Source organism: Paenibacillus sp. FSL R7-0333 (genome assembly GCF_038000365.1).
In the GTDB taxonomy this organism is placed as follows: domain Bacteria; phylum Bacillota; class Bacilli; order Paenibacillales; family Paenibacillaceae; genus Paenibacillus_AQ; species Paenibacillus_AQ silagei.
In genome coordinates this window covers 5,238,504-5,258,028 of the sequence record NZ_JBBOBZ010000001.1, presented here as the reverse complement: position 1 = coordinate 5,258,028, position 19,525 = coordinate 5,238,504, and the positions used below count along the sequence as shown (strand labels likewise).

The 19,525-nt window shown below is 48.4% G+C and carries 16 protein-coding genes and 1 pseudogene; 13 read left to right on the top strand and 4 right to left on the bottom strand.

Annotation, left to right across the window (positions count from 1 at the left end; genetic code table 11):
- Positions 1-45: 45 nt before the first annotated feature.
- From MKY86_RS22115 to MKY86_RS22100, 4 genes are all read left to right on the top strand, one after another.
- Complete coding sequence (locus MKY86_RS22115) at positions 46-1,974, top strand: BglG family transcription antiterminator (protein ID WP_340827500.1); 1,929 nt, start codon at positions 46-48, stop codon at positions 1,972-1,974.
- Positions 1,975-2,000: 26 nt separating this feature from the next.
- On the top strand, positions 2,001-4,283 hold the full coding sequence (locus tag MKY86_RS22110; protein ID WP_076076084.1) for a glycoside hydrolase family 3 C-terminal domain-containing protein: 2,283 nt from the start codon (positions 2,001-2,003) through the stop codon (positions 4,281-4,283).
- Positions 4,284-4,564: 281 nt separating this feature from the next.
- Positions 4,565-5,533 carry a helix-turn-helix transcriptional regulator gene (locus MKY86_RS22105; protein ID WP_076076087.1) on the top strand — a complete coding sequence of 323 codons (969 nt, stop codon included), beginning with the start codon at positions 4,565-4,567 and terminating at the stop codon, positions 5,531-5,533.
- 350 nt (positions 5,534-5,883) lie between these two features.
- Entirely contained in the window at positions 5,884-7,038 is a 1,155-nt protein-coding gene (locus MKY86_RS22100; RefSeq protein ID WP_076076368.1) for a YbfB/YjiJ family MFS transporter, read from the top strand.
- A 191-nt stretch (positions 7,039-7,229) separates the two neighbouring features.
- On the opposite strand, the gene MKY86_RS22095 is transcribed toward MKY86_RS22100, so the two are convergent.
- On the bottom strand, positions 7,230-8,690 hold the full coding sequence (locus MKY86_RS22095) for an RICIN domain-containing protein (RefSeq protein ID WP_076076090.1): 1,461 nt from the start codon (positions 8,688-8,690) through the stop codon (positions 7,230-7,232).
- A 333-nt stretch (positions 8,691-9,023) separates the two neighbouring features.
- Between MKY86_RS22095 and MKY86_RS22090 the strand changes: the two genes are divergently transcribed.
- The 5 genes from MKY86_RS22090 to MKY86_RS22070 are packed head-to-tail and all read left to right on the top strand — an operon-like array spanning position 9,024 to position 15,632.
- A complete protein-coding gene (locus tag MKY86_RS22090) occupies positions 9,024-10,991 on the top strand; it encodes an AraC family transcriptional regulator (RefSeq protein WP_076076092.1) in 1,968 nt (655 codons plus the stop codon).
- 17 nt (positions 10,992-11,008) lie between these two features.
- Entirely contained in the window at positions 11,009-12,034 is a 1,026-nt protein-coding gene (locus MKY86_RS22085) for a FecCD family ABC transporter permease (RefSeq protein WP_076076095.1), read from the top strand.
- On the top strand, positions 12,031-13,044 hold the full coding sequence (locus tag MKY86_RS22080) for a FecCD family ABC transporter permease (protein ID WP_076076098.1): 1,014 nt from the start codon (positions 12,031-12,033) through the stop codon (positions 13,042-13,044). The genes MKY86_RS22085 and MKY86_RS22080 overlap by 4 nt, the downstream gene beginning before the upstream one ends.
- Before the next feature lie 9 nt (positions 13,045-13,053).
- The gene (locus tag MKY86_RS22075; RefSeq protein WP_076076100.1) at positions 13,054-13,911 is read left to right on the top strand and encodes an ABC transporter ATP-binding protein; all 858 of its coding nucleotides are present in this window, start codon (positions 13,054-13,056) and stop codon (positions 13,909-13,911) included.
- Positions 13,908-15,632 (top strand): ABC transporter ATP-binding protein, encoded by a 1,725-nt coding sequence (locus MKY86_RS22070; RefSeq protein WP_076076103.1) that lies wholly within the window; start codon positions 13,908-13,910, stop codon positions 15,630-15,632. Before MKY86_RS22075 ends, MKY86_RS22070 begins: the two co-directional genes overlap by 4 nt.
- Positions 15,633-15,986: 354 nt before the next feature.
- Here the strand turns inward: MKY86_RS22070 and MKY86_RS34195 are convergent.
- The 3 genes and pseudogenes from MKY86_RS34195 to MKY86_RS22055 all read right to left on the bottom strand — a co-directional run.
- Positions 15,987-16,118, bottom strand: a pseudogene (locus tag MKY86_RS34195) (aldo/keto reductase); the annotation flags it as partial.
- Between the two features lie 57 nt (positions 16,119-16,175).
- The gene (locus MKY86_RS22060) at positions 16,176-16,421 is read right to left on the bottom strand and encodes a YuzF family protein (protein WP_405115755.1); all 246 of its coding nucleotides are present in this window, start codon (positions 16,419-16,421) and stop codon (positions 16,176-16,178) included.
- A gap of 96 nt (positions 16,422-16,517) precedes the next feature.
- Positions 16,518-16,811, bottom strand: a complete 294-nt coding sequence (locus tag MKY86_RS22055) for a phosphatidylinositol kinase (RefSeq protein ID WP_076076109.1) — start codon at positions 16,809-16,811, stop codon at positions 16,518-16,520.
- A gap of 256 nt (positions 16,812-17,067) precedes the next feature.
- Between MKY86_RS22055 and MKY86_RS22050 the strand changes: the two genes are divergently transcribed.
- Genes MKY86_RS22050 through MKY86_RS22035 form a run of 4 tightly spaced genes read left to right on the top strand, consistent with a single transcriptional unit; the run spans position 17,068 to position 19,524 of the window.
- Positions 17,068-17,385, top strand: a complete 318-nt coding sequence (locus MKY86_RS22050; RefSeq protein ID WP_076076112.1) for a PadR family transcriptional regulator — start codon at positions 17,068-17,070, stop codon at positions 17,383-17,385.
- Positions 17,382-17,942 (top strand): HAAS signaling domain-containing protein, encoded by a 561-nt coding sequence (locus MKY86_RS22045; RefSeq protein WP_076076115.1) that lies wholly within the window; start codon positions 17,382-17,384, stop codon positions 17,940-17,942. The genes MKY86_RS22050 and MKY86_RS22045 overlap by 4 nt, the downstream gene beginning before the upstream one ends.
- Positions 17,932-18,690, top strand: coding sequence for a DUF4097 family beta strand repeat-containing protein (locus MKY86_RS22040; RefSeq protein WP_076076117.1), 759 nt, complete (start codon positions 17,932-17,934; stop codon positions 18,688-18,690). The genes MKY86_RS22045 and MKY86_RS22040 overlap by 11 nt, the downstream gene beginning before the upstream one ends.
- 57 nt (positions 18,691-18,747) lie before the next feature.
- Positions 18,748-19,524, top strand: a complete 777-nt coding sequence (locus tag MKY86_RS22035; protein ID WP_076076120.1) for an ABC transporter ATP-binding protein — start codon at positions 18,748-18,750, stop codon at positions 19,522-19,524.
- The last annotated feature ends 1 nt before the right edge of the window (position 19,525 follow it).

The following is a 19,525-nucleotide window of genomic DNA, read 5'->3' as shown; positions in this document are numbered from 1 at the left end:
AAGGGAAGAGTGAGGCAAGATAATATGTTGCAAGGAGGGATAGTTATGGATGCACGGCAAACGACGATCCTCCGACTACTGCTAGCTGCGGATGCTCCGCTTAATGGTAAGTTTTTAGCGGAAAGAAATAATGTTACTTCCAGGACTACCCGGAGCGATATCCATTCCCTAAACCGTATTTTGAAACAACATGGCGCAGAGGTTGAGCCAGTCCACGGGATAGGGTATCAGCTCCGAATTCAAGATGATTCGCTGTTTCGCGAATGGTTGGCAGGTCAACTTCGGGATGAGAAGCCCGTTAATTATGCAAATCCAGATAACAGAGTTAACAAAATTATACATCTGATGTTTACTGCTAATGGGTACATTCGCTCGGAAGAATTGGCAGATATGATGTATGTTAGCAAATCCACCTTGCAGAACGACCTCAAGGAGGTTAAAAGGAAGCTTGAACTTTATCATATTACGGTTGAAGCAAAACCTCATCACGGGCTAAGAATACGCGGTGATGAAATGAAAATACGGTTTGGAATGTCTGAACTTTTATTTGACCGCGAGAACAGTCATTCCGATTCTATGTACGTTAATTTGTTCTCATTTCTAGAACACGATCTTACCGTCATTCGATCTTCGGTCACAAAGCACGTACAGAACTACGGTGTAGAGTTGTCGGACACCGGACTCAACAACCTGATTATTCATATTGCCATTGCTTGTCAACGGATTAAAAATGATCATAATATCATTGAATTACCGGGTGAGCATCATTTCATGGAACAAAAGCAGGAATACGAGGCTGCCAGAACCATCGTTACTGACATTGAAAAGTTATTGTCTCTAAAATTTCCAGAGACTGAGATAACGTATATCACAATGCATCTGCTTGGTACCAAACTGTTATCCGCAGTGGGAACGGATGAACGGGAGATTACTCGTTGGGTGGATAAAGATACCTATCAATACGCAATGGATATTATGAAGGCTATCGAGTCCAAGCTTAAGCTTGGCATAAGCGGTGATCCAGAACTGCTGAAGAGTCTGTGTCTACACCTTCGGCCTGCTCTTAATAGAATTCGCTATGGAATGAGCTTGCGTAATCCAATGCTGGAATCCATCCAATCGACCTACCCATTAGCATTTCAAGGTGGAGTAATCGCTGGAATGGTTATTCAACAGAAGATGGGGCGTCATGTTTCTGAGAATGAGATCGGTTACCTGGCATTGCACATTGGAGCGGCTATGGAACGCAGGAGGGAATCTTATCCACCGAAGCGCTGTATCATCGTGTGTAGTTCTGGTGTGGGCAGTGCCAGATTATTATTTCATAAATTGCGTATTCAATTTGGAGTTCGGCTGGATATTGTCGACACGGTCGGATATTATAAGCTGGCTCACACGGATCTGGATAACATTGATTTGATTATCAGTACGGTTCCCATAGCTCTTGATATCTCTGTTCCGGTCATTATTGTTAATTCACTGCTTGGAAATAGTGATTTAATGAGGATTGAACAGGCTATTACAGGTGTTTCTGACAACGATATGGAGTATCTACAGGAAGATTTAACATTTATATCCTGTGATTTCAATTCCCGCGAAGAGGTTTTACATTTCCTTTGTGATCAGTTACAGCACAAGGGGCTGGTTGGACCGGATTTTTATGATCTTGTTGTGCAGAGAGAAGAGGTGACACCAACTTCATTTGGGAATAGCGTAGCTATCCCACATCCTATTTTACCTCAAACTGAACATACTTTTTGGGCAATCTGTACACTGCAAAAGCCAGTAAACTGGGGATCAAAACCTGTACAATTCATCTGTTTGCTGTGTATCGCAAAAGATGGCGAGGCAGGTGATTTGACTACTATGTATGATCTTCTCGTCCGAGTAGTGGATGATGCTAATCTGGTTCAGAAATTAATTAAATGCCAAAATTATCAGCAAATCCATCATATATTCCGGACAAAATCCTAACTAACTATTGAGGAGTGAAGAGACTAGTGGAACGTGATATTCGAAAGATAGTAAGTAACATGACCTTAACCGAAAAAGCGGAGCTGTGCTCCGGGTCCAACTTCTGGTCAACAAAAGCCGTAGACCGATTGGGCATTCCATCTATTACATTAACCGACGGTCCGCATGGTCTCCGCAAGCAGGCGGGAGAACCGGATCATCTGGGACTTAATGAGAGTGTGCCGTCTACCTGCTTCCCTTCCGCTGCTGGTCTGGCGAGCTCCTGGAATCGTGATCTGGTACAGAGTGTAGGTGAAGCCATCGGCAAGGAAGCACAGGCTGAAGATATAGCGGTCGTCCTTGGACCTGCCGTCAATATCAAGCGTTCCCCACTCTGCGGACGTAATTTCGAATATTTCTCGGAGGACCCTTATCTGACGGGAGAACTGGCTGCAGCACACATTGCAGGAGTGCAAGGCCAGGGAGTAGGCACATCCCTGAAGCATTTTGCCGTCAATAATCAGGAGCATCGGCGGATGACAACAGATGCCATTGTCGACGATCGTACATTAAGAGAAATTTATCTGACCGGTTTTGAAAAGGCGGTAAAGCAATCTCAGCCCTGGACGGTGATGTCCTCTTATAACAAGGTCAACGGAACGTATGCCTCCCAAAATGAAACCTTGCTGACCACGATTCTGAAAGAAGAATGGGGACATGAAGGCATCGTGGTCTCCGATTGGGCTGCGGTTAGTGAAATTGTGCCAAGTGTTGTAGCCGGTATGGAGCTGGAGATGCCTTCTTCTAACGGCGAAGGACCTAAGCAAATTATAAAAGCTGTAAATCAAGGAGAATTATCAGAAGAGAAGCTTGATCTGGCTGTGGAAAGGCTCTTGAATGTCATCTTTAAAGCAGCCGATTCCAGGCGTGAGGGTACTAGTTATGATCGGACAGCCCATCATAAGCTGGCGAGAAGGGTTGCGGGAGAATCAATGGTCTTGCTCAAGAATGAGGATCAAGTTCTCCCATTGAGAAAAAGTGGCCGGATTGCGGTTATCGGTGATCTGGCTACGAAGGTGAGATATCAAGGTGGCGGCAGCTCTCATATCAGACCGACACAGTTGGACAGTATTTATGAACAAATTTCGATATCCGCAGGGTCTGAAGCTTCGATCTCTTTTAAGCAGGGTTACGATCAGGGCTCAGATGATGCGAACCCGTCTATGCTGGATGAAGCAGTGAAGGCTGCAGAAGCTGCAGATGTGGCCGTACTAGTAGTAGGTTTGCCAGACCGCTATGAATCAGAGGGATATGACCGTTCGCATTTGGATATACCGGTCAATCAGCAGGAGATTATTTCTGCCATTGCTGCAGTTCAGCCTAACGTGGTGGTGGTTCTATGCAACGGAGCACCTATTCTCATGCCGTGGTTGGGTGAGGTGAAGGCTGTTCTGGAAGGTTATTTGGGTGGTCAGGGAGCTGGTGGAGCCATCGCTGACCTGCTGTTTGGAGATGTCAACCCGAGCGGCAAACTGGCGGAGACCTTCCCGCAATCATTGAAGCATAATCCGTCCTATTTATTCTTCCCTGGCGATGGAGACCGTGTCGAATACCGGGAAGGGGTGTATGTCGGTTATCGCTATTATGACATGAAGGATATTGAACCTTTATTTCCTTTCGGTTACGGCTTAAGCTATACCCGGTTTGCATACTCCGGCTTAACAGTGAGCCAGACGGAAATTAAGGATACCGAAACGCTCACCGTCACCGTAAATGTGAAAAACACGGGTTCTATCTTTGGCAAGGAAGTGGTGCAGTTGTACGTTCATGACTGTGAGTCTGAGGTTAGTCGCCCTGAGAAAGAGCTTAAAGGCTTCGCCAAAGTAGCTCTTGAACCGGGAGAAGAAACAACCGTTTCGTTCACCTTGGACAAGCGCAGTTTTGCCTACTACAGTGTTGAACGTACAGCGTGGCATGTGGAGAGCGGAGAATTCGATATTCTAATAGGCTCCTCTTCGCGGGACATCTCGTTGCAGACGAAGCTCCATGTGGTATCCACTTCAGAGGAGATCGTGCCGACATATGACCGGAATACTGCCCTTGGTGAATTGCTTTCGAATCCGAAGACGTTAGCAGTCTTGGACCAACTTCAAGGATTGGCTCCACAGAGTGCCGAAAGTGCATCCTCTGACGCCATTTCTAGGGAGATGATACAGGCCTCAATGAAGTATGTGCCTCTGAGGGCATTAATTCCGTTTACAGGTGGAGAACTTACGGAAGAGGCATTGTCCATGCTGCTTGTGCAGCTTAACGCAGTAGTACGTCAATAAGCATTCAACATTGATAAGTTGAGCTAACTCGATTCCTGAATTATTGGGATTGTAACCGTCACAAACGGGCGATACCTAAATTCATTTAGTGCAGTTGAATTCTGCCTATTTGAGTTTAGGTATTTTTTATTTCAGAGGTTTCTGGAACGGAATCCGGAACAAGTGCAGATGCCGTTGATTCGTACATCACTTCGAGATTCTGAATAGGAGTTCGACAAAAAGATAATTATTCATTACAATGAGAATGATTATCATATATAGAACACACGGAGTGCTTAATTATGAACAATTCGATTCAATATAATTTCAATCATTTCTTTGACAAGCTTGAAGGAGGTTATCAAGCCGGAAGTTCAAGCTATATGCTCCATCCTACGACTGGAATAGGACAGGTTCTTCGGTTGTACCCACGCTCTGAGTTGGAGATGGTTATGTCAGACTATAAGCTGAACCATAACCATGATATACGCCTAGATTCACTCGCGCCAATGGTAGAGTTTGGGTATTGTTATGAGGGTAGCAGGGAGATAAGTGTACCTGGCGCTCGTGAGGAGTTCATGCCTGCCAATTGGAGTTTGCAACTGATTAATACCTCGGAAGCGAGATTGGAGCTAGGCCAAGCACAATCTTTTCGAATGTTGGGCATCGGGATGTCTGTCGGCGTGTTTCATCATTTTATGACCTCCATCGGGGGAGTGCAAAAGGCTGACTTTAACAGCCTTCTTGGAGGAAAGTCGTATCGGTTGCTTCAGGAGAAGCCGCCAGCCTTCGCCAGTGCTTCGCTTCAACACATTGCAGCAAGCCTAAAAGATGGAACGATGAATAATATTGAGCTGGAGTATACGGTGTTAGAACTCCTGGAACTGGCGCTCCGCACTTTTCTTGAAGGAAAAGAGGAACGGATAGGGCTTAGCCAAGAGACCCAGTTGCGCGTTGGCGAAGCGCGCCGAATAATCCTGGAGCAGATGGATAATCCTCCATCATTGTTGCAGCTGTCGCGTATGGTCGGTTTGAATGATTACAAGCTCAAGGTGGGCTTCAAGGAAATATATGGTAACACAATATTTGGATACCTGCGAGAGAAGAGGATGGAGCAGGCTTTAAAGCTACTGCAAGCCGGCAAGTCCAACGTCATTGAAGTGTCTTGCGCAGTGGGCTACTCGAATCCAAGCCATTTTGCCGAGGCGTTCCGCAAGAAATTCGGAGTAAATCCCAGCGCATTACTACGTGAAAATTCTTCCCGGATATAACATGGTAATGACAGGCTTTTATTTAGAACGGACTGTCAACTTACCGGTTAACTCTCTCTCTTCACAAGCAACTGAACTTGCCAGGCATAGAAAAAGCCCTTCAGAATCCACTGAAGGGCTTTTTCATGAAATCAGATGGTTAAATTGCAGAGAATCTCATGGACTCCGTGAAACGGGGATTTTAATCCACCTTGGGGTAGAGGGTGCCGTCAGAAAAAAACATAATAAAGGAATAGTTGTTTTAATTTTATCATAGAAGGGAGAGTGCCTAGGTGCGCTCGAAATACAGTTCTGATTCCAATTTCAATTCAGCCCCTCTCCCATCCTTCTGGCCGTTTGTACTGACCGGGATGTTGATGATTGTGACCACGACAGGGTTTGCGCGAATGGCCTATGGGCTAGTGTTGCCTTATATGCAGGCCGGACTCGGATTGTCAATTTCACAGGGAGGGATGCTTGGCACGATCATGTTTCTAGGCTACCTGGCTTCGGTCGGGTTATCGGGTATACTCGCTGTCCGCTGGGGTAGCAAAGCTGTTCTTATGGCAGGAGGCGGTGCTGTTGTCATCAGCATGTTTGGCCTTTCCGGATCATATTCGTTCATTTGGGTGGCTCTGTTCATGTTCCTGGCCGGAGGGGGCAGTGCACTGGTATTCACTCCGCTCATGTCCCTCATGCTGGGCCAGTTCCCGGACAAGAAGGGAATCGTCCTCGGGATGTTGCTAAGTGGTGCAGGTATCGGGATGCTGTTAAGCGGATTTTTAGTACCCTTACTAATCGCTCAATTCCCCGTTCTAGGCTGGCGTGCGGTCTGGTTAGGGTTCGGTATCATCTCACTTGTTGTGCTGATCGCGGCTTTATTGATCCTGAGAAACCCCGAGATTGTAGGGAGCGTGAAGGAGACAGACAAACCGAAGTGGTTAAAAAATAAAGCATTGATGCAGGTGGCTGTACTCTATTTTCTAGTGGGTATAGCATATCTTGTCCCCAATCTATATCAATCTGGTTATATGCTGGCTGAAGGGATTTCGGACCGAGCTGCCGGTCTGGTGTACGCCATAGCTGGCATCTTCAGCATTGCAGGCGGCCCTGTCTGGGGCAGTCTGTCCGACCGATTTGGTGTAAACCGGATGTTTATACTGGTTTGGGCTTGCGCGGCGGCAGGGGATATCATCCCGCTTCTGAATCACAGTATTCCGGGGTTCGTCTTATCATCAGTACTTTGGGGCTCCAGTATCGGTGGTCTGGTTACATTAATTCAGCTGAAGGCTGCGAAACAAGTCAATCCCCGGTACGTTCCAACTGCCATCGGATTTATCTCAATATTCTATGCGGTAGGTCAAATGCTGGGTCCGGGAATGACAGGGTGGATGATTGATCATCTCGGTGGCTACGGAGTGGCTTATGGATTCGGAGCGGTAGTCTACGGCTTTGGGTTAGCCGCCAGCCTGATCTCCGGCTTCAGGGGAACAACAAGAAATTTCTGGGGCAGAGCAAAAAGATAAAGCAGTAACAGCGAGTCCACAGAAGGCTTTTCCAAAAGAAGAGGCTGTCCCAAAAGTCATGTAATGGCTTCTGTGACGCCTCCTTTTTTTGAGAAAGATCAAGGTGTGGACTTGAATGGACGCTCCGTGAACGCTACCACATGATCAATCATAGTGACCACAACGCTTGGAGAAGGAAGCAGCACCATTTATTAGTTGGCCACGACGATTTGCCATTGTTGATTCAAGCCGTTGTTGTCACTCCATTGAATCACATTGGCACCGTCGGTGAGTGCGCCGGAGGAGACGTCTATCAATTTGCCGGTAGCGCGGTTCTTCAGCTTGAAGAAGCCGCCGCCCGCATCAATCAGCTGCCAATGCTGGCTGGACCAACCCCCGTCTGACCACTGTTCGATGACTGTTCCATCGGTCGTAGTGCCATTCTCAGGGCCAAGAATCAATCCGCTGTTGGTATTCTTAAGCTTATAGTACCCGTCGCCAGCGTCGATCAGCGTCCAACGTTCACTCGGTAAGTTAGTATCGGTCCATTGTTCGGCATCTGCACCATTTGCTGCTGCACTCGCTCTAATGTTCAAAGCCTTTTCGCTTTTGCGGTTAATCAGCTCATACGTTAGGCTGCTGTCTACCGTGAAAGGAGTTCCTGCGATCGTTCCTGCTGCACTGTCGATGTTAAGCTGCGGATACCATGACATGGAGAGGGTGGTCGATGTAGGGAATGTCAACGGCAGCCATACGTATTTGGATTCATTGGCGGGACGCTCCCAGGCTCCGGCCCAGCGGTCACCCATATATAGATATGACGTGGATGAGCTTCCCTCAACAGGAATGATATAGGCGGCTTGTGACTCTGAAGCACGTGAATCTCCGAAATTGGAGAGGGCACTCCAGGTTCCGCTTATGCTGGAAGCGGTTGCGTATTTCTGCTGGTTAGGAGTCCAGCCTGTTGCGCCGGAAGTGATCAGGAAGTAGGTGGAGCCCCGCTTGAACATAGCAGGAGCTTCACGGTATGAGCCTGCCCACAGGGTCTGGACCAGCGATTCCACGCCCAGAAAATCCGGAGTCAGACGATAAATGTTAAGATCGGCATTCACCCTTGTGGCTGATATCAGATAAGCGATGCCGTTATCGTTATATACCGTCATATCACGGGAATCGTAGTCAAGAGGCCTGAAGCTGCCTTGATACGTATACGGACCTTCGATATTGGAGGCTGAAGCAACAGCGACTTTTGCTTCTCCGTAATCTACCCCGTTTTCTTTATGCGCCCATAGCACATATTTTCCGGTTGCCGCATTATAAAGAAGCTTGGGGCGTTCGATATTGGCGGTTGCAAGCTCTGAAGCGCTGCTCTTGGATAGTATATTCGCGCGGAATTCCCAGTTCTTCAGGTCTGTTGAACGGTAAAGTGATACATAGTTCGTTCCATCCCGGTTCTCCCCAACCCAATAATAATAGCTGCCAGACTTGATCATTCCACCGCCATGCGCATTAACCGGATTGCCTGAAGTATCCTTGAACTGAATCCCGTTAAGGAGACTGAGCGGAGCGGCATAGCTCTTGGAAGCAGATCCTCCATAGGACAGAACAATCAGCAGAAGGGACAGAAACAGAATAAAGGGTGTTTTAGCTCTTTTCCATTCATTCGCATGCATTCGAGTAATCCTCCTTCATTTCATTCATTATTTAGTTAAGCGCTTATAAAGAACAAACAGAATGTCCTCCTTTCTCTCCAAACATTACCAGTAATACAAATTACGATCAATTTAAACATTTGGATATTTGTAGACAAAATGGATATTTCTTTTGTAACAATTCGCCAGAGCTACCTGAGATGCTTTGGAATCCAAAGCATAACGTCCGTTGTCTGCTCCCCCAATGTCACTTAATGATGATATACTTACGTTGAGTATTGTGATAATGATAATCAAAATCATTTTATGATCGGTATATCAATTGGGACAAGTGAGATGAGGGAGCGCGGATTGATGCAAGAAGAAGCAGAAGCAAGCCAGGTATTTACACCAGAGATGATCGATACGATGGCCCGCATTTGGACACGTTCGATCATTACATTAATAGATGTACGCTTTCAGAATATAGCGTACGCCTACCCTTTGGAGCAGTATAAAATGCCTAGCAGCATGTTTATCTATGCCTGTGGAGGGGAAGCGCAAATTCAACTGAATGAAACCACATTTGGAATGGAACGCTTCGGTCTAGTTCATGGCGGGAAGGGGAGCCTGCTCAGTATTTGGCCTAAAAGGGAGAGTGTGAAGACCTTTATGGTCTTTTATAAAGCGGAATCCCCTCTTTTCCACAAGAAGCACCTGCAGCAATTACTGGAGCAAGTCAATCCATTTGTTCAACAGTTTGGTTATACACCAAGTAATCCCATTTTGCTGCTCGATTGGTTTCAACAAATGTTGAATGACTGGAACCGCGGCAAGGCGATGGATCAGCTTCAGGCCAAGGGGTTTCTATATCAATTGATTCATAGGGTGTACAGAGATTTTGAGGGCGGCGAGATTCGCTATCTCCAGCCCTTTCCAGCCAGTTCTGCCAAAATATATCTTGATAAACATTACCGGGAGCCGATTATGTTCCAGGATATTGCCGCTATGTTTGGGATCAGTGGCGGGCAATTAACGCGGTTGTTCAAAAAGAAGGAAGGGATGAGCTTACAGGAGTACCTCATTCAGAGAAGGATTGAAGCTGCCTGTCATGACTTGAAGTATACAGAGGCAACCATTAAAGAGATAGCAACAGGATCTGGATTTGCTGATGAGAAGAACCTGTTTCGGATGTTTAAGAAGTATTACAAGATGACGCCGAGTGATTACCGGAAAATAAACGCACCATCCATGCAGGTTGATGGTATTGATAATGATTCTCATCTTCATTACAATGAGAGGGAACTGGCGAGTCTAGTCAAGTCTTATAGAGATGGGGAATCAAGCATGTTTGGACAAGTACGAAGTAAAGAAATGATCTTTGTGGCGGCGATGAGCCTGATGCTGTTGCTGACGGCATGTACGTCGGGGACGCCAGCGAATAATAGGGGAACGGTGAATGCGCCTGTGGAGACCGGGCAGACGACACAACCGGAAGTACAGGGGACGAAGGCTTCAGAAGCAGTCTCGCAGACCAGAACGATATCTACAGTAAAGGGCGATGTTGAGGTGCCTGGCAACCCTCAGCGTGTTGTAGTCGATTATCTGGTTGGTGATGTGGTAGCTTTGGGCGTAACTCCTCTTGGTGTGGCGAGAGCGACAAAGGGCGAGACAGAGGCGGTGTATTCTAACGAGATTAAAGATTCAATTAACATAAAGATGGAGCCGGAAGATGTCATGGCTCTTGAGCCTGATCTGATCATATTAGCATGGGGCGAAGAGAATTATGAGGATTTATCCAAAATTGCCCCGACCATTTATGTCCCTTATGGTGATATGACTACAGAAGAGCGTATCCATTTTATTGGCAATGTTCTGAATAAGCCGAAAGAGGCTGAGGCTGTTTTGAGTGCTTATGCTAATAAAATCGAAGAAGCGAAGCTATCCCTTAAGAATGCCGGCCTTGCAGAAGTGACGATTACGATGGGAGAATTCGGTGATAAAACGAACTCCATCGCTGGAGCCAAGCATGCGGTTGGCGAGCTTGTGTATAATCAACTTCAAATGAAGGCACCGTCAAAAGTCCAATCTGATATTATTGACGCAGATAAATATTGGGGACAGATATCTATGGAGGTCTTGCCCGCTTACATGGGGGATTATTTGATCGCCTTAGGAGATACGGAAGTTCCTGCTGATCATGCGGTTTGGAAATCACTACCTGCTGTGCAACATAACCGGATTGTAACGGTGGGTTCATCGCTATCTTGGTCCACGGATATAATGACTTCCAGTGCGTTGATTGATCATATTGTTAATCAATTGCTGGCATTAGCTAAATAAGGGGATCTGGAAATACGATGAAAAACAAGCCTGAACAAAATCGCCGTGGGGCGGTGAACTTCACCATGTACATGGTGGTAGGGCTTGGATTAACGGTTCTCATGTCAGCGGCGTCGATTAGCTTTGGTGCCGCTGACATGAGGTTAGCGACTGCATGGGAGGCTATTTTCCGATTTGATCCAACGCTCACTGAACATCAAATTATTCAAACCCTACGTCTTCCGCGTACCGTAGCCGATCTGATCGTCGGATGTAGCCTTGCGGTTTGTGGTGCGATCATGCAGGGGACAACGCGTAATCCGCTGGCCGACTCCGGGCTGATGGGGATCAGCTCCGGGGCAGCATTCGCGATTGCGCTGTGCCTGGCCTTTCTACCGGGGTATTCGTATGGGCAGATGATGCTGTTTGCTTGTCTGGGAGCAGCACTTGCGACCGGGATCACATACTTCATTGCGTCACTGGGCAAGCGCGGGATGACACCTCAGCGGCTGGTGCTGGCAGGACTGTCCATCTCCATGCTGTTTGGCGCACTCAGTCAGTATTTGGCGATCAATTACAACCTGGGCCGGGCCTTGGCATTCTGGACCGCAGGCAGTACAGCCGGGGCCAAGTGGGAGGAATTACTGATTATCTCCCCTCTATTTGTTGGTGGTGTACTGCTGGCGTTGGCGCTGGCTCCTTCTGTTACACTGCTTAGTCTGGGAGATGATGTGGCAAGTGGACTCGGTATTCGCAGTGGACTGGTCAAGGGGCTATCGACGATTATCGTGCTCGTGCTGACTGGATTGGCTGTTGTCGTGGTTGGCCCAATCGGTTTTGTGGGTCTGATTACCCCGCATATTGTACGATACATGGTCGGTGTCGACTACAGGTACATTATTCCGGCTGCTGCGCTATATGGTGCGTTGCTGACCGTATCGGCCGATCTGGCTGGCCGTTTAATCAATAGGCCGTTCGAAACACCGATTGGTATTATTTTTTCTATCATTGGTGTGCCGTACTTTCTCTTCCTGGCCCGTAGGCAAAGGAGGGAATTCGAATGATCAAGCAGCGTTATACGGTGCAACGGGGGATCCTCGTCAATGTAGTGCTTTTAGTGCTCATCCTTATATTTGCTGTCATTAGCATGAATTCCGGCAAGATGAATCTTTCACCGCAGGAAGTGCTGAACGTTCTCCTGGGTAACGGCACCGGTAAGCAAAATCTGATCCTGTTCGATTTTCGAATGCCACGAATCGTACTGTCGATCTTGGTAGGTCTGGGAATGGGAGCGGCTGGGATCGTGATGCAGAGTTTGCTGCGCAATGACATGGCTAGTCCGGGGACACTGGGGATTAGTTCAGGATCGGGTTTGTTTGTCCTGTTCTTCGTAGTATTCATCGCATCAGCAGGAAAAAGTTCCTTCATTGCCCTGCCGCTGCTGGCCTTTGTTGGCGGCCTGCTGGCGGCGGGATTGATCTTCTTATTATCGTATCACCGCGGGCGAAACCTCTCGCCAATCGGTCTGATCTTAACCGGGGTCGCACTCGGAAGCGGGTATGGGGCGCTGACTACCTTTCTGACACTCAAGCTGGATGATTCGCAGATGGACTTCATGCTGAATTGGCTGGCGGGGAGCTTGTGGGGCGCTGATTGGCGCTATATTGCCGTACTGGCACCATGGGTCTTGATTTTAATCGGCTATATTTTCTACAAGTCCCGGATGCTGAACACCCTCCATCTGGGCTATCAGACGGCAGAAGGGCTGGGACTTTCTGTGAAGCGGCAGTTTTTGGGGTTGTCGATCGCTGCTGTTGCTTTATCCTCTGGCAGTGTGGCTGTTGGCGGAAGCTTCTTCTTCGTTGGCTTGATCGCTCCGCATATGGCAAGAAAACTGGTCGGGCCCGACCACAAATTGCTCATTCCAGCTGCCAGCCTGACCGGCGGATTAGTCGTGGTGCTGGCGGACACGATTACGCGTACGGTTAACCTGGGGGGAGATGTGCCGACGGGAATCGTCATTACGGTCATCAGTGTTCCGTACTTTCTTTATTTACTAGCGAAGGCCAATTAGGAGGACGTCATGGAAAGTATTACAGCAGAGCAAATTGATATTGCCTATAATGACACGCTTATCGTCAAAGAACTGGATTTGCAGATTCCGCGTGGACAGATCACCTCGATTATTGGTCCCAATGGATGCGGCAAATCAACCGTACTCAAGGCAGTCGGCCGGCTGCTCAAGACGAATAATGGTACGGTCTATCTGAATGGTGCCGATATCCGCACACTGTCCACCAAGGAAGTCGCCAAGCAGATGGCGATTCTGCCGCAGACGCCAACCGCACCGAGCGGCTTGACGGTCGGCCAATTAGTCGCCTATGGGCGTTTTCCTCATCAACGGGGTTTCGGCAAGCTCTCCAAAGAGGATAAGCAAGTAGTCACCTGGGCGCTATCGGTTACACAGCTTACAGCGTTTGAGCATCGTGAGGTGGATACGCTCTCTGGCGGTCAGCGTCAGCGCGTATGGATTGCGATGGCGCTCACCCAGCAGACCGATCTGATCCTGCTGGATGAACCCACCACCTATCTGGACCTGGCGCATCAGCTCGAAGTGCTGGAACTGCTCTATGAACTGAATCGCAGTCAGCAGGTGACGATTGTGATGGTGCTGCATGACCTGAATCTGGCAGCGCGTTTCTCCGACTATATGGTGGCGATTCGTGAGGGCCAGGTGGTGGAGCATGGCTCGCCAGAGCGTGTAATGACGGTACAGACGCTGCGTGAGGTGTTTGCCATTGATGCCGAGATTATGCTGGAACCGCGAACAGGGCGGCCGGTGTATGTGACGTACGAGCTATTGCGTGATAAGCGTAGAGACCAAGCAGCAGATCAAGGATTCCTGCAAGCTGAGGAACAGAAGGAGTCGATTGCCACATGAGAACCGCATGGCGTGTCCTGCTGGGCGCACGGAAATACTGGCTGCAGTTAGGCATTGGATTTGCCGGTATCGTGATGGCCACGATTGCCGGGTTTTATTTGCCCTGGGCGCTCCGCTCGTTGACACAATTGGCGACCGAAGGTAGCAGCCGGTTTGCCGCGGAAGCGCTGAAGATTGGTCTGTTGCTGCTTGGAGCCACTTGTCTGCAAGCCATCGGAACATCACTGGCCGGCTATATGAACCATTATGCGGCACTTCATTATGTAGCAGATTTAAGAACAAGATTGTATAGCAAATATCAGCAGATGAGCTTGCGCTATTTCCACCGAAGCCGGACGGGTGACTTGACCGGGCGCGTTGTGAATGATGCGATGGAGGCAGAAATTTTCATTGCCCATGCTATTCCTGACTTTATCATCAACGCACTGACCTTTATCGGAGTAGGCATTCTTCTCTTGACGATCAATGTGAAGCTGGCACTGATCAGTCTGATCACAATTCCGTTGCTGCTTGCGATCACGGTATGGCAAAGCAAACGCTTGTCACCGCTATGGGGAGAGAATTCCAAGGCGCGGGGAGAGATTGCTGGCAAGGTGCAGGAGAACCTGTCGGGCATGAAGGAAATCCAAATTTTCAATCGGCAGGAGGAGGAGCGGGGCAACGTTTCCCGTCTGGCTATGAAACATACGAAGACCTATTTGCGCGCCAGTCTGTTCTATGAGACCTCTGTGCCGTTGCTGGCATTTGTGACCGCGCTGGGTACTGTGCTTGTCGTGATACTAGGCGGCAGATTGATGGCAACAGGTGAGGTAAGTATTGCTGATATCATTGGATTCATCGCCTACCTGGGTATGTTCTATCAGCCGGTAAAGTCCTTTTCCAGCTTAGTGGAAATGTCCGGGCGAGCTGCCGCTGGCCTTAAACGGGTATATGATGTGCTGGAAGAGGAGGAAGACATACAGGAGAAGCGAAATGCAGTCCATTTGCCGCGTATACAAGGACAGATATCCTTTCAGAATGTCACATTCGTATATCCGGATGGTGCTCCTGTACTAGAAGGGCTGAACCTGACTATTGAGCCTGGAAAGACGGTGGCGCTTGTAGGTACAACCGGAGTAGGAAAGACGACATTAGCCAGTCTCGTTAACCGGTTTTACGACCCGCAGACCGGTTCAATTCGAGTGGATGGCATCGACATTCGGGATGTAACCCTCTCCAGCCTGCGTGACAATATCTCAATGGTGCTGCAGGATACCTTCCTGTTTGATGGCACGGTGTATGACAATATCGCTTATGGATGGGCGGACGCGACCGGGAAAGATGTGATTGCCGCAGCGAAAGCGGCGAAAGCGCATGATTTCATAGCACAGATGGAGCAAGGCTACGATACGGTCATTGGTGAACGCGGTGTACGGCTGTCAGGAGGGCAGAAACAGCGGATTTCGATCGCACGGGCGATTCTGCGCAATGCGCCGATCCTCATTCTGGATGAAGCCACATCGGCGCTGGATACCAAGACCGAGCAAGAGATCCAGCAGGCGCTGGACGAAATATCGAAGGATCGCACAACACTGGTGATTGCCCATCGGCTATCCACGGTCCGTCATGCCGACCAGATCGTCGTGCTGGAGGGCACAGAGATTGCCGAGACGGGTACGCATGAGGAACTGCTGCGTAGCGGCGGCATTTATGCACGATTGTATGCGACGCAAGCCTCTTGAATGTAATCGGATCGGTCTTCAAGGGTCAGGACCCCTAATTAAAGAGAACGGAGCAAGAGGCCCATGCAACGCCGCATGGGCCTCTTGCTCCGTTCAATTCACTTCAACCCACCCGGAATTGCAACCTCATGCCCTACGGTTGCGGCCATGCGGGCAATCGATTTCGGGTCGGAATTTCTCACATTTACGTCGATGCGGGGGGTGTAGGCGGCTTCCAGCCGTTCAGCTTCGTCGTCGGATAGCTTAATCGAGAGGGCTAATCATTTCGTTTTCTTCTTCGCGGGCGATTAAGTTGTAGTTGTGTTGCATGGTGATGAAGCGGGCCCAACCGTTCGCTTTTTGGAGATGCAGGGCCGCGAACTGCCAAGTTCTCCTGCTGACGCTTTCCTCGCTGGTTCCGTGCGAATACAAATTAGCGGTATCGAAGAAGTTGATTCCTGCCTCAAGCGCATGTCTGATCACAAGTCGGCTGCCTTCCTCGCCCAGCGCCCAGCTAGGGTAACACTGAGGGGATCTCTACTATCGTAGCTCCTTCACAAAAATCTATTCTGGCATAATCCAGACAATCTCGCAGATTCGTACGAAAAACTTCCGGCCCCTGGTATCCAATACAACGTGGTCTGGCTTAACTTCCACTAAGCAGCCGCTAATCCCTCCGCGAGTGGTTTCGAGCACTACCTGTTTACCTTTTACAGACATTAAGGTTTCGACTACGTAGGGATCAATAGGATATACCATGATTGCTTGCGGCATTTGTTGCTGCATTGGATACATTTGATTATTCAGCACTTTGTTACCTCCCGAATGGTTATACATCATCCTATGCTAATGCCCACATAAAGAACTGGGCGGATGCCCATGCAATAACGAATTCCCTAATCATTATTAAATAAAAAATGGAAGCAAGTACAAAGCTGTAATGGCACCAAAGGGGATCGGTCTTGGATAAAAGCGGCGGCGCGGGTAGAAACCCGGATAGTATCCGAATTGTCTGTAGGTTGTTGCGTTAGCAGGCATTCCGTTCATCTGGCCTACCATTTCATTGGTGGGAATGGCAAGTGTAACATAGTTCTGATCGATATGAGCAACAAACCCGTCGTGAGACTGACCATCGCTTGTAGTCATACCAACATATTTATTCATACAATTCCAGGCAACTTGTTGATAATTCGTTTCCATGGGGTAACCTCCTCAAATACTATCTCGTCAATAGTCTATGGACTATAACCCATATCCAACACGGCATATGCCCATAGCTTAAAAAATTCATAATGAATTAAGCCCATTGTAACGAGAGATAAACGATGAGAATAGATATGAACGCAATCATAACTATTACCTCCAACTACCTTGCATTAAACAGTAGTGGATGGTAATCTTTGTATTAGTAACTACTGTGTATTGCACAGTACTAAATAAAGCGTGGTGATGAGTAATGAATGTTCAGTTCAAGAAGGGTGTGCTGGAGCTTTGTGTTCTTGTTTTAACCTCACAGAAAGACCGTTACGGATATGAGCTGGTGGAACAGATCTCGCACAAATTCGCCATAGCCGAGGGCACCATCTATCCGTTATTAAGAAGACTGGCTGCGGAAGGGTTATTTTCCACCTATTTATCTGAATCGGGTGAGGGGCCGCCCCGGAAGTACTATAAGATTACCGATGAGGGAAGGAGAGTCATGAGCGGGATGATTGAGGAGTGGAATGCTTTTGCCATAGGAGTGCAGGAGATTATTGGGGGTGGATCGGAGTGAATAAAGAGGCCTATCTGGGTGAGTTGGCACGGTATCTGAAGCTGCTTCCTCCTGAGGAGTGTGCTGAACTTATGGGGGAATTCAGGGAGCATTTCGAGTGTGCCCAATTAAGCGGGCGGTCGGAAGCAGAGGTGATCTCCAAGCTGGGCCATCCCCGGTTGATCGCCCGTGAATTACTGACCCAGTCACAGATTGAAAAAGCGGACAAATTCCCAACGCTCTTAAGTGTAACGAAAGCGGTTATGGGCACGGTAAGCTTAGGATTATTCAACTTATTTATTGTTCTGCTGCCCTTTGTCACCTCACTAACTGTGATTGCCGGAGTATTCGTCTTTGCCATTTGCTTGCTTATTTCTCCGATTCTTTTAATTCTTCAGTATCAGTCAGTTACGCTGTCTATCAATAGCATATTTCTGATGCTGGGCATGGTTGGCGGGGGACTGCTAGTTGCCATTGGAACATTCAAGCTCACCCGGCTGTATTACCATCTTGTGATCCGGTACCTGAAATATAATCTGACAGTCATCAAAAAGGATGTGACCTCTTTTGAAGCATAGATCCCGGAACCTAACCAGACTTGCCCTGCTCCTGATTGCTGCCGGAGTCATAGGGAATGTAGTACTGTATCTGTTAGGCAATTCACCCTTCAATGTGTATGAGCTATCGATTGAACAACCTGTCCGGATGGACCAGACCACCAGCGTTCTTATTCAAACAGAGACGGGGACAATTGATGTGGTTCCCATTCAGGGAGATGAAATCAAGGCTACCTTGGGTGGAAAGACGACAAAGGCATTAATGAAGGATTACAAGCTGGACATCACTCAGGATGGGGGACAAACCAGCATTAAGGTTGTTCAGGATAACCAGTTCCGCTTTTTTGACATCTATACGGACCTTAAGCTCACGGTAGGGATTCCTGAGATCCAACTAGAGCAGCTGAAGGTTGTGACAGACACCGGAAATATTGACATAGGCCCCATCCTGGCAAAGGAATATCGGGCGATAAGCGACACGGGTTCTATCAAGCTGGATATAGAGGAGGGGATCATTCATGCGGAGACGGATACTGGTGAAATCACGGCCTCGCTTGAGCGCATCCGTCAAGATATCCATGCTACCTCAGATACTGGAGATATCACCATCCAGACAGTTGAAGCGCCTAAGGCACTCCGCACTCAATTCTCTGCGGATTCTGGAACCGTACAGGTGACGCTGCCGGGTTATAAGGATGGTTATATCGGTGAGGGCGGGCCACTCGTCAAGCTGATTTCAGACACTGGTAATCTTAAGATCGAACAGTAACAGCAATAAGGCGAAGGTCAGGAAGAAGAATAGGATGATTTTAGGAGGCGGCCTTGGGTGATAACCAAAAATCCTAGCAAAGAGGTTCTAATCAAGACTGTTGATTTATGCAAAGTATACTCCTCAGGCAATGAACAATTTCTCGCAGCCAAAAGCATTAATCTTGAAGTATACCAAGGTGACTTTACGGTGATTATGGGCAGTTCGGGCTCGGGGAAGTCTACGCTGCTCTACCTCCTCAGCGGTCTGGACGGGATTACTTCCGGAGAAGTGATGTTCAAGGGACAGCGAATCGATGCATACACAGAGAAAGAGCTTACGGATTTCCGGTCCAACAAAATCGGCTATGTGTATCAATCGATCAATCTGGTTCCTGATTTCACTTTGCTGGAGAATGTGGCTTTCCCGGGGTACGTGGCTGGCCGCAGCAAAAGCGGGGTGAACGAGCAGGCATTAAGCCTGCTGCACCAGATGGGGATCGGGGCACAAGCCGGACGCCTGCCGTCCCAGGTATCTGGAGGACAACAGCAGAGAGCGGCGATTGCCAGGGCGCTCATCAATTCGCCGGAGGTGATTTTTGCGGATGAGCCTACAGGGGCATTAAGCCAGGAGCAGGGCGCAGTGATTCTGGATCTGTTGACGGAGATGAACCAGAATGATCAATCGATCGTTATGGTGACGCATGATATCCAGGCTGCGTGCAGAGCGGACCGGTTAATCCTGGTCAAAGATGGCACGATCGACGGGATTCTGGAGCTTGGCAAATACGCACCGGATCAGTTGAAAGCGAGAGAAAACCAAATTTTCATGTTCATGTCAGGGGAGGAGAGGTAGC

Bases quoted from the DNA above. Each gene is read 5' to 3' on its own strand.
- MKY86_RS22105 (WP_076076087.1), top strand. From the start codon at position 4,565: ATGAACAATTCGATTCAATATAATTTCAATCATTTCTTTGACAAGCTT.
- MKY86_RS22055 (WP_076076109.1), bottom strand. From the start codon at position 16,811: ATGGAAACGAATTATCAACAAGTTGCCTGGAATTGTATGAATAAATAT.
- MKY86_RS22090 (WP_076076092.1), top strand. From the start codon at position 9,024: ATGCAAGAAGAAGCAGAAGCAAGCCAGGTATTTACACCAGAGATGATC.
- MKY86_RS22085 (WP_076076095.1), top strand. From the start codon at position 11,009: ATGAAAAACAAGCCTGAACAAAATCGCCGTGGGGCGGTGAACTTCACC.
- MKY86_RS22095 (WP_076076090.1), bottom strand. From the start codon at position 8,690: ATGCATGCGAATGAATGGAAAAGAGCTAAAACACCCTTTATTCTGTTT.
- MKY86_RS22070 (WP_076076103.1), top strand. From the start codon at position 13,908: ATGAGAACCGCATGGCGTGTCCTGCTGGGCGCACGGAAATACTGGCTG.
- MKY86_RS22100 (WP_076076368.1), top strand. From the start codon at position 5,884: ATGTTGATGATTGTGACCACGACAGGGTTTGCGCGAATGGCCTATGGG.
- MKY86_RS22115 (WP_340827500.1), top strand. From the start codon at position 46: ATGGATGCACGGCAAACGACGATCCTCCGACTACTGCTAGCTGCGGAT.
- MKY86_RS22050 (WP_076076112.1), top strand. From the start codon at position 17,068: ATGAATGTTCAGTTCAAGAAGGGTGTGCTGGAGCTTTGTGTTCTTGTT.
- MKY86_RS22075 (WP_076076100.1), top strand. From the start codon at position 13,054: ATGGAAAGTATTACAGCAGAGCAAATTGATATTGCCTATAATGACACG.
- MKY86_RS22080 (WP_076076098.1), top strand. From the start codon at position 12,031: ATGATCAAGCAGCGTTATACGGTGCAACGGGGGATCCTCGTCAATGTA.